Here is a 16,225-nt window from a genome sequence, read left to right as displayed (position 1 = left end):
GATCCGTCGGTCAGTCTCAATTTCGGTTTCCCCCGGGCCTCTTGTTACAATACCACCCCCTAACCGTTCCAGGTGTTTCCACATCCCACGCAGGCGGGGCATCAGGTACTGGTACTGAGCCAGTTCCACCTGGGTTTTGGCTTGTGCGGTTTTGGCGCGGCGGGCGAAAATGTCCAATATCAGGTCACTGCGATCGATAGTTTTTACTTCGAGCACATTTTCAATATTCTGAATCTGTGATCCGCTCAGTTCATCGTCGAAAATAATAATGTTGATATCCCGGCCTTCGATGTAATTTTTAATTTCTTCCAGCTTGCCTTTACCAACAAAGGTGCGGCTATCGGGATGCGGCAGCTTTTGTACAAATCGTTTTACGGCCTTGGCGCCGGCCGTTTCGGCCAGAAATGCCAGTTCGTCCAGGTATTCAGTAACCTGTACTTCGGTTTGTAATTTATGTACCAGTCCTACCAGTACAGCTTTCTCTTCGTTTTGAATGATGTTCTTCTTATCTAACAAGTCCTTTGATTTTCCGTGCAAAAGTAAGCGGAAAAGTCGGAACCTGGGGTAGATGGATGTGCGAAAGGGAGATACTTCCGTGATGTTGTGGTTTGGTTGTATAGGAAAAGAAAAGGTAACCAGAGGTAAGGGAAAGGAATAGAAAAGGTAAAGAAGAAGAAACCAGGAGGTAAAGAAATGAAAAATGGTCTTGTAAATCAGTGAATTAGATGCAAGGGGATAACCAGGAAGTAAAGAAGGGATAAAGAATGTTGATCATACGCAAGCCTGCTGTAATAAAAAAATCCGGAAGGTTATCGCTTATGCGAAACTCCTTCCGGATAGTATTTTGATGATTGATTATCTTCTTACAAACCGCTGATACATAACCCTATCGTGAACGGCCTGATGTCATACAATGGCGATCCCGATCCCGCGGCTCCGTCTTTTATAAACTGATTGATCTGGTAGGAACCGAAAATGCCAAACACCCCTTTGCTTATACGACCGGTTACGGCCAGGCGCGTACTATTAAAGTATCGTTTTGATTTTATTTTTTCTGTTTCGGTGTTAATGATACCCCCTTTACTTGACATTAAGTTCTTACCCTTTGTCATGGCGCTTAGCATGGTACCGATCTTTCCACCCACGGCCACTTTCCAGCTTTTATTGGTGTTATCGGGATCGGCTGCAAACCGAAGCTCAACCGGTACTTCAAGAAAAGTAGTAGCTATCTTGTATTTTTTAAAATAGGTAGTATCAGACTTGAAGGCGAGGGTATTGGTATTTCTGCCCGCAATATCAATGGTCTGTTTATTAAGATAGAAATTGTCTGTTCCCAAACCAATGCCAAGACCTACACTAAAGCGGGGACTGGTTTTAAAGGGGAAGTCGAACATGAAATACATATTAAAGGTGCGGGGGATACCTTTTGTATTAATGGTATCTGGTTTAGATGCCCAACCATTATAACCCACTTGTATCATAAAGTGGTCGTTAGCCCGGTTGGGGTTATACTTCCACACCTTATTCTTGGATGTAGTCTTGGTAGAATCCTGTGCAAATAAGGGAAGTACAAATGCCAATGCGAGGGAAAGCGTAATCAATTTTTTCATACTGTTCTCAAATGATTGTCAAAAGTATCTTTCACAGGGTTAATGAAAGGTTAAGGTTACAAAAAAGCCCATAGCAAGCCATGGGCAAAAGAGGTAATTGGTTGACTTTGTACGAACCGTTCCGGCCTCTATCGGGGAACAATACGTCAAACAAGGAATTTTACACTACAGAGTCCCGGTATTGATCGACCAAAGTACTGGCCGTCTTATGTAAGGGATACTCTAACCCTCCCGATAATTTTTTGGAGAGAAAGCCAACAATGAAATAAGAACTGTGTGGACCCTGCTGGGATCGAACCAGCGACCCTCTGATTATGAGTCAGATGCTCTAACCGTCTGAGCTAAGGGTCCTACTGCAAAGCAGCAAATATCTTGAATTAAAGAGCTTTCTGTTCAAAGAGCAGCAAAATTAGATAAATTCATTCAGTACATGACAGAAATCTCATTTAATTTTTAAATTATCTTAGCAGCAGCTTTCCGACTACCCATTTGGTCTTTTTTCCAGAACGATTAGCAGTTTTTTATTATGCCTGCCAGCACCAACATTCCGGAACTGCAACAGCGCATTGCGCTTTTTGACGACCAGTTTGCTTATAAAGAACTGTTTGCCCATTTCTATAAGTCCCTTCAGCAATTTGCCTCTTCCATTGTCCGTTCCCACGAAGTGGCGGAAGAGATCGTTTCTGACGTATTTATCAAGGTATGGAAGAAAAGGGCCGGCCTTAACCGTATCAATAACCTCAAACTATACCTTTTTATCAGCACCAGGAACGGTGCTCTCAACTATCTCCGAACCCGCAAAAAGATCTTTTTGCAACCCGATCAATATTTCGTGCAGCTGCAAAGCATTTATTTCAACCCTGAAAAATTAATGCTTACTGCCGAAATGATGAACCGGGTTCAAAAAGCTATCAATGACCTGCCGCCCCGTTGCCAGCTTATCTTTAAACTGATAAAAGAGGATGGCCTCAAGTATCGGGAGGTGTCAGAACTATTGCATCTTTCGTTAAAGACGGTGGAAAATCAAATGGCTATAGCCATCCGTAAAATTGGGCTCGCTATTCATTTCGATATTCGTACCACCCTGTCTTCATAATAGTAACCTATGTAAAAAAAATCTTTCACTGGTTTGGGGGTATGCTTTTTACAGTGGTGTCCTTATGTGTATATCTATTAATACACAATGAGTAAGGATAGAACCTGGTTTTTGATTAGCAAAAAACTGGCTGGTGAAGCAAGCGCCGATGAGTTGACCGAACTGGAGGGTCTGTTACGTAGCGACCCCGATATGCACTATGCACTTCAAAACATAACTGACTTATGGAATTTGCCCACACCTGTAAACAATGATGCAGAGGGGGCGTTTAACCGTCATGTCAGTAGATTGAAATCAACCACTACAGACTGGGATCTTCCTGATGAGGATACCCCACTTCAACCCAACCATACCTATACAGTTACCCAAAAGTATTCCCGGAAAAAATTGATGATCGTAAGTATAGCAGCCGCTGTACTTATGGTAGCAAGTATTTGTTGGTATAACGCTGTAACAAAACGGGCAGCTGCTGCCCGCCCTTTTCCTGTAGCGCAAACCGGCGAAAAAAATGAGGTGAGTACACCCAATGGCTCCAAAACAAAGATCAATTTGCCCGACGGTTCAAAGGTTTGGTTGAATGCAGGCAGTAAACTTACCTATAATAAAGATTTTGGCGGCAACATGCGTGAGGTGGAATTGAGCGGGGAAGCATTTTTTGAAGTAATGTCAGTAACAATACCCCAAACAAAACAACGGGTCCCCTTTATAATCCATACCCAATATATTGATGTACGTGTGCTGGGCACTGCCTTTAATGTAAAGGCATATCCCAGGGATAAGCAAACAGAAACCAGCCTCGTACATGGCAAAGTAGAAGTATTGGTGCATAACCGCCCTGAAAAAAAGTTTACGTTACAACCCAATGAAAAACTGGTGGTAAGAAATGAAAAAGTGGATGAACCAACGGCCGATCAAGGAGACAATGCTACCAATAAACAACCCTTTGTGTCATTCAGCAATTTAACCTATGCCCCAAAGGATAGCACGGTGGTAGAAACGGCATGGGTACAAAACAAACTGGTTTTTAATGATGAATCGTTCCTTGAAATAGCTGAAAAAATGGAACGCTGGTATAATGTAGAGATCGTATTCAAGGATGTAAAAAAACAGACCGAGCATTTCTCCGGCTCTTTTACAAATGAAACCGTACAACAGGCGCTGTATGGTTTAAGTGTAACAACTCCTTTTCATTATACCATACAGGGCAATAAAATAACTATAGGAAAATGATATTTAAATCAAAACGATTGAAATGAATAACAACAGTTCATAGACCTGTAATAAAAAGCGGAACCTCATTGCAGTGAGATCCCGCCAGGTAAAATACAGGCTGAAATGAGCTTTCCTGTTTAGGCGCAGGAAACACCTATTATTTAACCTTCCAATTAACAAAGTATGAAAAAAAACGGAATTCTGCTGAGTTTCGGCAGGGACCCGCTTTTCCTAAAGTTCGTCCGGATTATGAAGCTTGCATTCGCTATAATACTGATCAGTTGTCTTCATGTTACAGCCGGTGGCTATTCGCAAAACAGGATCAGTGTTGACTTTCAGTCAACGCAATTGAAAAAGGCATTATCATTTATTGAAAAGAAAAGCAACTTCCGGTTTCTGTATAATGAGAACCTGGTGACCAATGTGCCCCGCATTACGCTCACAATGGTTAATGCCGAAGTAACTGAAGTGTTGAACCGGTTGTTGAACAATACCGGTCTCTCCTACCAATTAATGGCCAATAACCTGGTGATCCTTAAAACAGGTATAGCAGTCATGCAGGATATTAGGGTGTCGGGCAGGGTTACCAGTACTACCGGTGAACCGGTAGCTGGTGCGTCGGTGGTGGTAAAGAACACTTCCATTGGCACTACTACGGATGGCGCAGGCAATTATTCCCTGACCGTACCTGATAGTGCGGTGCTGGTAATTTCTTCCCTGGGATTTGAAACGCAGGAAGAAACTGTAAATGGCCGCGCTACCATTAATGTTAATTTGAAGGCTGCGGACGCATCTTCCCTGCAACAGGTAGTAGTAGTGGGTTATGGTACCAGTACAAAAAGAGATCTGACAGCCCCTGTTGCCGTGGTGAATCCTGAAGACCTGAACAAGCGAACAACATCCAGCCCCATGCAGGCATTACAGGGTAGTGTAACAGGTGTGCAGGTTATTACTACCGGGGCGCCGGGCGGTTCACCAACCGTACGCATAAGAGGGGTAGGTTCTTTCAATAATACTTCGCCTTTGTATGTAGTAGATGGGATGTTCGTTGATAATATCGACTTTTTGAATACCAATGATATTGGTGAAATGTCGATCTTGAAAGACGCCTCCGCTGCTGCTATTTACGGCGTGCGGGCCGCAAATGGCGTAATTATTATCACTACCAAAAAAGGAAAATATAATCAAAAGACGCGGGTAACTTATAATGGGTACTTTGGTGTACAAAAACCAACGGGCAACTATAAACTGGCCAATGGATCACAATATGCCGCTATGGAGCTGGCCAAGCAAACAGGGGCGGATTCTGCACGGGTTACCAATTCGGTTACCAAATTTGGCGGTAGTGGCGTAAACCCGGCTACCAATACCGATTGGTACGACGAACTTTTAAAGAGTTCTGCCCTCATGCACAATCACAGCATCGATATAAGTGGTGGCGCTCCTAAAGTAAACTATACTCTTGGTTTGAATTACCTGTACCAGGATGGTATTACAGAAACCGAGAGCAGCTATAAAAGATATAACGGTCGCCTTCAAATTGAAGCCAAACCATATGATTGGTTAAAGATGGGCATTACGGCACATTTCACCAATTTCACCCAGCGGAACCCGAATACCGGTGCATTTTATCTGGCTTATTTGGCTTCTCCATTATACCCCGTGTTCGATGCTACCAATACATTGGCAAAGCCAGATAAATATACTTCTTCGACCACGCTTGGGTTTAATAACGGCGTTTTTAATAACCCGGTTGCTGCTGCCAATTACTGGTACGACAAAACAAAAGGTTTCCAGGTACTTCCTTCAGTTTACCTGGAAGCAGATATCATAAAAAATAAATTGTCTGTACGCTCCCAGTTAAGCCAGCGCTATGGTTCTAACCTGAATCAGAATTACATTCCCGAGTATTATGTTGATAACAATCAGAAATCACGGGTATCGGTGTTAACTTCCACCCAGGATAGAACGGAGAATTATATCCTCGATAATTTAATAACCTATAGGGATAGCAAGGACAAACACCATTGGACGGTTTTGTTGGGTCAATCGGCCCGCCAGGAACAGTTCAGGTCAACACAGGTGATCACCGACAGTATACCACAGGACCAGATTTTCTGGTATGCCGACCAGGGTGCCCGCCGTTCAAATGGTTATAATGAAACTGGTTTTAGAAATACCTCGCTTTCCTATTTTGGCAGATTAGAGTATAACTATGCCGGTAAGTATTTATTAACAGCTACTTTCCGTGCCGATGGAACTTCGAAATACCAGGATAAATGGGGATACTTCCCTTCGGTTGGTGTAGGTTGGGTGCTCTCGGATGAAGGTTTTATGAGGGATAACAAGCTATTCGACCTGTTGAAGCTTCGGGGATCGTGGGGAAAACTGGGTAACGACAATGTGCCGCCAAGTACTGGTTATGCAGTTGTATACAGTGGTAATGATTATTCAGGCATTTTCAATAGCACGGCCACCAGCAATGGCGTACCGGTAACCGGTTATCGTATCGATCCGTTATTCGGGATTGTAAAGTGGGAAGTAGTGACTGAATGGGATGGAGGTATTGACTTTTCGCTGTTGAACAGGCGACTAAAAGGTTCTGTGGATTACTATCACCGGCAAACGAGTGATCTGGCATTTGAAAGAAATTTCCCCTTTATAAGTAGTGTTAAAGTATATAGTAACTGGGGTAAGGTAAATAACAGTGGTATAGAAGTAACATTGGATTGGGCTGATAAATTAGGCCAGCTGGGTTATCATATCGGCGGTAATCTTACCACTGTGAAAAACGAGGTGATTGACCTGCATGGCGTGAAAAATATCCCGGGTGGGATTGCTGAATTTCCAACTCAGTCGCAGGTTGGCGAACCTTTCAATTTCTTTTATGGATACCAGGTAGCAGGTATTTACCAGAATCAGGCTGAAATAAATGCCGATCCCATTGCCGTTGCCAATAATGTAAAACCAGGCTACTTCAGGTACGTAGATGTGAACAATGATAAAAAGCTGGATGAAAACGATCGCGTAAACCTGGGTAGTTACCTTCCCAGGATCAATTATGGGTTTAATCTTGGCCTCGATTACAAAAATTTTGACCTGAGCATCCTCTTCCAGGGTGTAGGGGAAAGTTATATCCTGAACAATAACCGCGCTGCCCGGCAAAAATTTCCCGACATGAACGGGGATGAAAAATTTGTAACCAGTTTGTGGACAGGCGAAGGTTCTACCAATAAATATCCTTCTGCTATTGCTACCAACCAATCGTGGAATAACAACGCAAGTTCGTTTTTTGTAGAAAACGGATCTTACCTGCGTTTGCAGAATATTCAACTGGGATACAACTTCAAGGTGGGTGGAACAAATGGTGCTTCGTTCAGGGTATATGCTACTGCCGATCGCCCGGTTATCTGGACCAGGTATTCCGGCGTAACGCCTGAAATAGCCACCCCGGCACAGCTGCCGAAAGACAGGGCATCGGGGCCGGGGAATGCCACGTTTACCCAACCAACCTCGTTCGGCTATGATAATAATGTGTATCCCACCACCGCGGTTTATTCTGTTGGGATAAGAATTACTTATTAACCTTAATTACTCAGGATCATGAACACAACTAAATATATTTTATTTCTACTGTTGCTGATGCAGGCAACAGCTTGTAAGAAGTACTTGGATCACGATGTGGAAGACAAGCCCAATAGCGCATCGATCGATTACACCAATATAGGTGCTATGTATTCACCCGTGTCAGGGGCTTATCGTACAGCAGCAGGAGAAAATCCGGGCTTTGTACACTGGATGGATTGTGGCGTGCGCGTAGTACGCGGCGATGATGTAGCTAAAGGGTCGGCCCCCAACGATCAGGGAACGCTTTCGGATATTAAAAACTTTCACAATGAAAATCCTGGCGTAGTAACTTTCTGGGGCAACAATAATTATTGGGTCGATCACTATGCAGTAGTGCTGTATTGCAATAGGGCGTTAACCGAGCTCGATAAATTCCGGGCAAACATTTCTGCAAGCGATGCCGCCAACCTGGCATTGTACAATCAATATAGAGCTGAGGTAAGGGTTATCCGCGCCTGGGCGCATATCCTGATATCCCGTGTATTCGGGGATGTGCCGATCCTTACGAGTAATGACATTTTATTGACAGCAGGTAAAAGCACCGTACTGGAAATACGCCAGTGGGTAATTAGTGAAATGGATTCTTCGATAAGTTATCTGCCAGACGCCCGGCCTAACGAGGCTTCACCCAGGGGAGCAGTAACAAAATATACCGCCCTTTTGATCAAGGCGAAAGCAGCGGCGGATGCAGCTGGTAACGATAATGGAAGCCCTTATTGGGACATAGTTTTATCTGCTACGAACGATATTATCAATAGTCACAAATTCACCTTGTTTCCCGATTTCTATCAGCTCTGGAAGATCCCAGGTAAGCTGTCGGATGAATCCTTGCTGGAATTACAGTTTACTGATTTTGGTACCAGTACAGGAACCTCGGTAACGCCTGGCGTGTTTTTTACATTCCAGGGACCTAGTGGGGATCAGAAGGGCAGCCCGGTTTCAGGATGGGGATTTTTGTCGCCTAGCCAGGATATTGTTGACTTTTTCAATAACCGGAACGATTCGGTTCGGCTGAAAACTACCATTTTGAATGCAGGGTCAACAGAAAGCGGTTTTGTTACAACCCCCTCGGGCGATAAAATTTATGGAAACTCGAACGGTCAAACGAGGTTCATGGGTAAAGCCTATTTGCCTGCCAGTCAAATGACGCCGGGAAGAACCGACTATGGTTCCAATAATAATGTACGCGTATTACGATATGCCGATGCCTTGTTATTAAATGCCGAGGCAAAAGTTAGAAAAGGTCAGAACGGAGATGTGCCCTTTAACCAGGTTCACGAGCGGGCTAAGTTGAGCCCGGTAACAGGCGTGACCTTGCAGCAGGTGTTGGATGAACGCCGCGCTGAATTTGCCTGTGAGTGGTGGGGAGAAAGATACAATGACCTGATACGAACCGGCCAGGCTGCCACTGTTTTGGCGCCGCAGGGCTTTGCTCCTGGTAAAGAATATGTGCCGATACCACAGGCACAAAAAGACCTGGATGCAAATTTGTAGTTGCCTGATCCGTACCCGCCCAAGTACCGAAACTAAACGACCGCCGCAATGATACGTTCCAGGTTAACCCTAATAATGATTGTTATTTCTTTTTTAGTGATCCGTTGCTCGAATACGCAAAAACCAATGAATGGGGAAGCAAAGTTTACTCCAGAGGATGAGGAACTTTTTACCCAGGTACAGGAACAAACATTTCAATACTTCTGGGAGGGCGCAGAACCGCACAGTGGCATGGCACGGGAACGTATTCATGTTGATAACGTATACCCCGAAAATGACCAAAACGTTGTTACCACTGGCGGCAGCGGCTTTGGCGTTATGGCTTTATTAGTCGGTATACACCGCGGTTTTATTACCCGCGACCAGGGGCGGGAACGACTGGAAAAAATAGTTCATTTTCTGCAAACGGCCGATCGCTTTCATGGCGCATGGCCACATTGGTTTAATGGGGAAACAGGTAAAGTAAAACCCTTTGGCCGTAAAGATAATGGCGGCGACCTGGTTGAAACTTCTTTCCTGTTACAGGGCTTACTTTGTGCCCGGCAATTCTTTGTAAAGGGTGATTCTGCCGAGCAGGTATTGGCCGCCCGCATTGACACCTTGTGGCAGGATGTGGAGTTTGATTGGTACCGCCATGGTGAAAACGTATTGTACTGGCACTGGAGCCCGACCTATAATTGGGAAATGAACTTTCCGGTGCATGGCTATAATGAATGTTTGATAATGTACATACTGGCGGCGTCTTCGCCTACACATGGCGTTCCGCCGGAAGTATATCACGAGGGCTGGGCGCAGAACGGTCAGATTGTTTCACACTGTCCTGTATTTGGTTATTCTTTACAATTATATCACCAGGGCGATTCGCCCTATGGCGGTCCGCTGTTCTGGACGCATTACTCTTACCTGGGGCTCGATCCGCATGGATTAAAAGACCGGTATGCCGATTATTGGGAAGAAAATAAAAATCAAACCCTGATCAATTATGCCTGGTGTGTAAAAAATCCAAAGTATTTTAAATGCTATGGTCCCGATAGCTGGGGACTTACCGCCAGCTATTCCGTGCAGGGTTATGCCGCGCATGCCCCGGGCAAGAATACCGATCTGGGTGTCATATCACCCACCGCAGCCTTATCATCCTTTCCTTATACGCCACAACAGTCTATGCAAGCCATGCGGCATTGGTACAACGACGAGAAAAATAAACTATGGGGCCCTTATGGCTTTTACGATGCGTTTAGCCAGTCTGCAGGCTGGTACCCACAACGGTATTTGGCCATCGATCAGGGGCCCATTGTGGTTATGATGGAAAACTATCGCAGCGGGTTATTATGGAAATTGTTTATGAGCTGCCCCGAAGTAAAAGCGGGCCTGAAAAGACTCGGCTTTACAAGCCCGCATTTTAAATAGCATTATAATGTTTAAAAGACTAACTTATATAGCTTTTTTCCATGCCGTTATAGTTCCGCAGGTTTTTCCTCAAAGCAATGCGAATCCCGAACGTGTGCAGTCAGAAAAGGTGGGCCGTTCCCACATAGAAGGGCCCACCTTTACCTTCCATACCTATTGCAACCCTATAAATATCGACTACGGCTATACGCCCATTCCCAATTTTACCGAATGGGGCAAACACCGCGCTTCTGCCGATCCCGTGATCGTACTATACAAGGGCGATTATTATTTATTCAGCACCAATCAGTGGGGTTATTGGTACAGCAACGATATGAGTAACTGGCATTTTGTTTCCCGCTCATTTCTGAAACCCTGGCATAAAGTGTATGACGATCTGTGTGCCCCGGCTGTTTGGGTGCAGGGCGATACCTTACTGGTATTTGGTTCAACTTACTCAACCAATTTTCCCATTTGGATGAGCACCAACCCCAAAGCAAATGAATGGAAAGAAGCTATAGATTCATTTGAAATAGGTGGCTGGGATCCGGATTTTTTCCTTGACGACGATGGCAAGCTGTATATGTACAATGGCAGCAGCAACCGGTATCCATTGTATGGAATTGAAATTGACCGTAAAAAATTTACTCCTAAAGGCACCCGAAAGGAAATGTATTTGCTGGAACCATGGCGCTATGGCTGGCAGCGCTTTGGCGAATACCTGGATAACACATTCCTCGATCCTTTTATTGAAGGCGCCTGGATGACCAAATATAACGGAAAATACTACCTGCAATATGGTGCGCCCGGTACCGAGTTCAGCGGTTATGCCGATGGGGTGGTGGTAGGCGATCATCCGCTGGGGCCCTTTGTTCCGCAATCATTACCCCTGAGTTACAAACCCGGCGGCTTTGCCCGCGGCGCCGGTCATGGCGCAACCTTTAAAGATCCCTACAATAACTGGTGGCATGTGTCTACCATTGTCATTTCAGTAAAAAATAATTTTGAACGGCGCATAGGCATCTGGCCGGCCGGTTTTGATAAAGACGATGTGATGTATATGGATGCAGCGTTCGGCGATTACCCGCATTATTTGCCAGCCGTTTCTACCTCCTCCCCCAATGGGGGAGGCCGGGAGGGGGCGATTGGTTTCACCGGCTGGATGCTTCTCAATTATTCCAAACCCGTCACCGTTTCATCTACACTTGCCAGTTATTACCCTAACTTCGCGGTGGATGAAAGCATCAAAACATACTGGAGCGCCGCTACAGGCAATAAAGGTGAATGGATAGCAACCGACCTGGGCGGTATCTGTACTGTACGCGCCATTCAACTCAATTATGCCGATCAGGATGTAACTTTCCTGGGCAAACAACAAGGCACCTGTCATCAATATAAATTATATCAAAGTGCAGATGGTAAGAACTGGAAATTGCTGGTAGATAAAAGCAACAACAAAACCGATGTACCGCATGACTATATTGAATTGCAAAACCCGGTTCAAACCCGTTATATTAAACTCGAAAATATTCATATGCCCGGCGGAAAATTCGCCATCAGCGGCCTGCGGGTATTTGGTAATGGCAATGGCAATAAGCCCGATACAGTGAAACAGTTTATTGTTTTGCGCACCGAAAAAGACAAACGCAGCGCCTGGTTAAAATGGTCACCGGTTGACAATGCCTATGCCTACAATATTTACATGGGCCTTGCGCCTGATAAATTATACAACTGTGTAATGGTGTATAGCAGCAACGAATATTATTGTAAAGCCATGGATAAGGAAAAGCCTTATTACTTCACCATTGAGGCCATTAATGAAAACGGGGTATCGGCCAGAAGTAAAGTGATAAAAGCAGAATAATAAATAAACATATATGCGCAGAACATTATTAACGATTGTTTCCTTATCCTTTCTGTTGCACGCAACCGCACAAACAACCGACGCCAAAATGAAGGCGTACGTGGCCAATCTCATGAGTAAAATGACGCTGGACGAAAAGATCGGCCAGTTGAACCTGGTAACACCCGGCTGGGGTGTGCCAACCGGTTCAGTGGTGAGCCGGGGTGTGGAAGATAATATTCGAAAAGGACGCGTGGGCGGACTGTTCGGCATTTTCGGTCCTGATAAAATACGCCAGGCGCAAACGCTGGCTGTAAAAGAAAGCCGCCTGCATATTCCACTCATCTTTGGGTTGGATGTAATACATGGACACAAAACCATTTTTCCCATTCCGCTCGGGCTCTCCTGCTCCTGGGACACTACCCTGATTGAACGCAGTGCCCGTATTGCCGCCATGGAAGCCACTGCCGACGGACTATGCTGGGTGTATTCGCCTATGGTTGATATTGCCCGTGACCCACGCTGGGGCCGCATTGCAGAAGGTTCCGGTGAAGACCCCTACCTGGGTTCAAAAGTTGCACGGGCCATGGTGAAAGGCTACCAGGGCACTGACTTGTCGAAAGACAATACAGTAATGGCCTGTGTAAAACATTTTGCCCTGTACGGTGCTGCAGAAGCAGGCCGTGATTACAATACCACCGACATGAGCCGCATCAGAATGTTCAATGAATACCTGCCGCCTTATAAAGCGGCTGTTGATGCCGGTGTAGGCAGTGTAATGAGCTCTTTCAATGAAATAGATGGCATCCCTGCAACAGGCAATCACTGGTTGCTGACCGAGGTGTTACGCAATAAATGGGGCTTTAAGGGTTTTGTAGTATCTGATTATACCTCGGTGAATGAAATGATGGCCCATGGCATGGGCGATCTGCCAACCGTATCGGCCCTGGCGCTAAAGGCCGGCCTCGATATGGACATGGTAGGCGAAGGCTTTTTGACCACTTTACAAAATTCCCTGAAAGCAGGAAAGATAACGTTGAAAGAAATTAACGATGCCTGCCAGCGGGTATTGGAAGCAAAGTATAAGCTGGGATTGTTCGATGATCCTTATCGCTATTTAAACGAATCGCGGCCCGATAAAGAGATCCTGACAGCGCAGAACCGGCAGGCAGCCCGGGAAACGGCCACCCGCTCCATGGTGTTGTTGAAAAATGAACGCCAGATACTGCCCTTAAAAAAATCAGGCACCATTGCGCTCATTGGCCCGCTGGCCGATAACCATTCAGAAATGCTGGGCACCTGGGCCGTATCGGGTGATAAATCAAAAAGCATAAGCATAATAGAGGGGCTGAAAAATGTGGCAGGCAACGGGGTGCAAATACTGTTGGCAAAAGGCGCCAACATCACCGATGATACGGCCTTTGCCAAACGCATCAGTCCGTTTGACAAACCAACTGAAATAGACCCACGCACTCCGGATGCAATGATCCAGGAAGCGATCGATGTAGCTGGAAAGGCAGACGCAGTTGTAGCGGTAGTGGGCGAAGCGGCGGAAATGTCGGGCGAATCAGCCAGCCGCACCAACCTTGATTTACCCGGCAGCCAGCGGAAGCTGATTGAAGCCCTGGTAAAAACCGGAAAGCCCCTGGTAGTGGTATTATTGAATGGCCGCCCGCTTACCATCCCCTGGCTCGATGAACAGGCGCCTGCCATCCTGGAAGCCTGGTTTGCGGGAACCGAAGCCGGCAACGCCATTGCCGATGTATTGTTTGGGAATTACAACCCTTCGGGCAAGCTAACAACCTCCTTTCCACGCAATGTGGGCCAGATCCCCATTTACTATAATCACAAAAATACCGGCCGGCCCTATGAAGGCGGCAATCCTAAATTCAAATCAGATTACCTGGATGTAGATAATTCACCCTTGTATCCCTTTGGTTACGGGCTCAGCTATACTACGTTCACTTACGATACCATTCAACTCAGCCAGAATACATTACGACCCGGGCAGTCGATAACCGCTTCTATCCTGCTTAAGAATACCGGAAATATGGCCGGGGAAGAAACCGTTCAACTGTACATCCGCGACCTGGCAGGGTCAGTAACCCGCCCGGTAAAAGAATTAAAAGGATTTCAGAAAATAAACCTGAATGCCGGGGAAATGAAAAAAGTGGAGTTCACCATTACTGAGAACGACCTGAAATTTTACAACAGTGAGCTGAGATATATGGCCGAGCCTGGGGAGTTTAAATTATTTATTGGCACCAACAGCCGCGATGTAAAGGAAGCCGGCTTTAGGTTGGTGAAATAATTTTGCGGTGTAACTTGCGCCCAAACTAATAAATGATGGCACCTGTGAAAAACATAATTTTTGATTTGGGCGGAGTTTTACTCAACCTGGATGTACCAAAAACCAGCGAAGCATTTAAAGCGTTAGGGCTTACCCATATTGATGAACTGTTTCGCATAGGGTTTGCCACTTCTTTTTTCAGGGATTATGAAATGGGCACCATTTCAGACGAGCAGTTTGTAGAAAAAGCACAACAACTGACGACCCCCGGCACCACCAAGGCGCAGGTAATTGCCGCCTGGAATGATATGTTGCTGGATTTTCCGGCCGAACGGGTGGAATTCCTTAAAAAGCTTCAAAGCAAATACCGGATCTACTTATTCAGCAATACCAATCAAATACACCTGTTGCATTTTCACAAAGCTTACCGGAATGTATATGGCAGCGACATGGACGACCTTTTTATAAAGGCGTATTATTCCCATCTTATAAAATTGCGCAAACCCGATGTGGCGGCTTTTGAATATGTTATAAAGGACAGTGGCATTCATGCGGAAGAAAGCCTGTTTATTGACGATGCCCTGGTAAATGTGGAAGGGGCGCGCAAAGCCGGTTTACAGGCACTACACCTCACCGATGGAAAGACAATTCTTGATCTGGGGCTGTAATTATTCCTTTACTTCTTCGAAATCAATGTAATCGCCGGCCTTTGGTTTGCTGGCGGTGGTATTATTGGCCGAAGACTGTCCATTATTATTGGCAGCAGTATTTTGCTGAAGCGGGTCCTGCTGTTGTTGGTGCTGGCGTTGAAAGTCCTTTATCTGGCTACGTACGCGCCACGACATTTTAATTAAGGGCACGAGGAAGTTAAATACAAACTTGTAAATAAAAATGGCAAGGAATATATATAATAGTAAGCGAAATATGTTCATATTAGAAAAACTAAAGGTACAAATACAGCACCTAACAAACTGTTAAGGAGCTTGCAAATACAATTCAGCTGCTGCAAAATACAGGCCCCCGACCATTATTGGGGAACCTGGCAAAACTATATCAAATCAACAAATGTGGTATTCTGAAAGTTCAGAATAGGGGTAAAATGATGGCCGTCATCCATTTAAATTTTCATTTATTCAAAATTAACAACAGCGTTTTTGGAAGTAATAATTTAATTACCTTACCTTTGCCAAGGCAAAAGAAGATTAGAAAGGGAACGGAATCGTTCCCTTCTTTATTTCCCATAAGACATGGAAACACCAGTACAGGCAATTGAAAAAATGATACAGGATATGCTGGCCGATGATCCGGCTTATTTCCTGGTTGAGATCAGAGTAAAACCCACCAATAACGTAAAGCTTTTTTTGGATGGCGACCAGGGAGTGACCATCGAAAAGTGTATCTCCTGGAACCGGGCTTTATATAAAAAGATCGAAGAAGACAATCTATTCCCTAATGGAGACTTTTCGCTTGAGGTATCTTCTCCCGGCCTTGACGAACCCTTAAAATTGTTACGGCAGTACAAAAAGAATCTGGGCCGTCCGGTTGAGGTGATCCTCAAAGACGGTATTAAAGTTGCCGGCAAAATGACGGAGGTGGGCGAAGACACTATTACAGTTGAAGAAACAAGAGGAAAAAATAAAAAGAAAGAGGTGATAACACACCATTTT

Annotated in this window: 12 protein-coding genes and 1 tRNA gene; 9 read left to right on the top strand and 4 right to left on the bottom strand. The window is 45.1% G+C overall.

Annotated elements, in window-relative coordinates:
• From ACJ751_RS20910 to ACJ751_RS20900, 3 genes are all read right to left on the bottom strand, one after another.
• The coding region (locus ACJ751_RS20910) for an HflX GTPase family protein (protein WP_407747467.1) at positions 1-516 on the bottom strand (516 nt) is incomplete at its 3' end.
• 347 nt (positions 517-863) lie between these two features.
• Positions 864-1,610: an outer membrane beta-barrel protein gene (locus ACJ751_RS20905; RefSeq protein WP_407747466.1), complete on the bottom strand. Its 747-nt coding sequence runs from the start codon at positions 1,608-1,610 to the stop codon at positions 864-866.
• Between the two features lie 277 nt (positions 1,611-1,887).
• Positions 1,888-1,961 (bottom strand) — tRNA-Ile (locus ACJ751_RS20900).
• A 175-nt stretch (positions 1,962-2,136) separates the two neighbouring features.
• Here ACJ751_RS20900 and ACJ751_RS20895 point away from each other — a divergent pair.
• The 8 genes from ACJ751_RS20895 to ACJ751_RS20860 all read left to right on the top strand — a co-directional run bounded on the left by ACJ751_RS20895 (position 2,137) and on the right by ACJ751_RS20860 (position 15,226).
• The gene (locus ACJ751_RS20895) at positions 2,137-2,706 is read left to right on the top strand and encodes an RNA polymerase sigma-70 factor (protein WP_407747465.1); all 570 of its coding nucleotides are present in this window, start codon (positions 2,137-2,139) and stop codon (positions 2,704-2,706) included.
• Between the two features lie 87 nt (positions 2,707-2,793).
• Entirely contained in the window at positions 2,794-3,936 is a 1,143-nt protein-coding gene (locus tag ACJ751_RS20890) for a FecR family protein (protein WP_407747464.1), read from the top strand.
• Between the two features lie 231 nt (positions 3,937-4,167).
• Positions 4,168-7,503, top strand: coding sequence for a TonB-dependent receptor (locus ACJ751_RS20885; protein WP_407747463.1), 3,336 nt, complete (start codon positions 4,168-4,170; stop codon positions 7,501-7,503).
• Positions 7,504-7,521: 18 nt separating this feature from the next.
• Positions 7,522-9,039 carry a RagB/SusD family nutrient uptake outer membrane protein gene (locus tag ACJ751_RS20880; protein WP_407747462.1) on the top strand — a complete coding sequence of 506 codons (1,518 nt, stop codon included), beginning with the start codon at positions 7,522-7,524 and terminating at the stop codon, positions 9,037-9,039.
• A 126-nt stretch (positions 9,040-9,165) separates the two neighbouring features.
• On the top strand, positions 9,166-10,446 hold the full coding sequence (locus tag ACJ751_RS20875; protein WP_407747461.1) for a glucoamylase family protein: 1,281 nt from the start codon (positions 9,166-9,168) through the stop codon (positions 10,444-10,446).
• Positions 10,447-10,453: 7 nt separating this feature from the next.
• Positions 10,454-12,289, top strand: a complete 1,836-nt coding sequence (locus ACJ751_RS20870; protein ID WP_407747460.1) for a family 43 glycosylhydrolase — start codon at positions 10,454-10,456, stop codon at positions 12,287-12,289.
• A gap of 13 nt (positions 12,290-12,302) precedes the next feature.
• The gene (gene bglX, locus ACJ751_RS20865) at positions 12,303-14,579 is read left to right on the top strand and encodes a beta-glucosidase BglX (protein ID WP_407747459.1); all 2,277 of its coding nucleotides are present in this window, start codon (positions 12,303-12,305) and stop codon (positions 14,577-14,579) included.
• Between the two features lie 44 nt (positions 14,580-14,623).
• The gene (locus ACJ751_RS20860; protein ID WP_407747458.1) at positions 14,624-15,226 is read left to right on the top strand and encodes an HAD family hydrolase; all 603 of its coding nucleotides are present in this window, start codon (positions 14,624-14,626) and stop codon (positions 15,224-15,226) included.
• Here ACJ751_RS20860 and ACJ751_RS20855 read toward each other — a convergent pair whose 3' ends face one another.
• Positions 15,227-15,490, bottom strand: coding sequence for a DUF4834 family protein (locus ACJ751_RS20855; protein ID WP_407747457.1), 264 nt, complete (start codon positions 15,488-15,490; stop codon positions 15,227-15,229).
• 315 nt (positions 15,491-15,805) lie between these two features.
• On the opposite strand from ACJ751_RS20855, the gene rimP reads away from it, so the two are divergent.
• Positions 15,806-16,225 (top strand): ribosome maturation factor RimP (rimP, locus tag ACJ751_RS20850; protein WP_407747456.1); only part of this gene is annotated, 420 nt, incomplete at its 3' end.

It is taken from the genome of Niastella sp., from assembly GCF_045805085.1.
Classification (GTDB): Bacteria; Bacteroidota; Bacteroidia; order Chitinophagales; family Chitinophagaceae; genus Niastella.
This window is presented reverse-complemented; position numbering and strand designations above follow the sequence as displayed.

Coding starts and splice junctions, on each gene's coding strand:
- ACJ751_RS20905 (WP_407747466.1), bottom strand. CDS start 1,610: ATGAAAAAATTGATTACGCTTTCCCTCGCATTGGCATTTGTACTTCCC.
- bglX (WP_407747459.1), top strand. CDS start 12,303: ATGCGCAGAACATTATTAACGATTGTTTCCTTATCCTTTCTGTTGCAC.
- ACJ751_RS20880 (WP_407747462.1), top strand. CDS start 7,522: ATGAACACAACTAAATATATTTTATTTCTACTGTTGCTGATGCAGGCA.
- ACJ751_RS20855 (WP_407747457.1), bottom strand. CDS start 15,490: ATGAACATATTTCGCTTACTATTATATATATTCCTTGCCATTTTTATT.
- ACJ751_RS20885 (WP_407747463.1), top strand. CDS start 4,168: ATGAAGCTTGCATTCGCTATAATACTGATCAGTTGTCTTCATGTTACA.
- ACJ751_RS20870 (WP_407747460.1), top strand. CDS start 10,454: ATGTTTAAAAGACTAACTTATATAGCTTTTTTCCATGCCGTTATAGTT.
- ACJ751_RS20895 (WP_407747465.1), top strand. CDS start 2,137: ATGCCTGCCAGCACCAACATTCCGGAACTGCAACAGCGCATTGCGCTT.
- ACJ751_RS20890 (WP_407747464.1), top strand. CDS start 2,794: ATGAGTAAGGATAGAACCTGGTTTTTGATTAGCAAAAAACTGGCTGGT.
- ACJ751_RS20875 (WP_407747461.1), top strand. CDS start 9,166: ATGAATGGGGAAGCAAAGTTTACTCCAGAGGATGAGGAACTTTTTACC.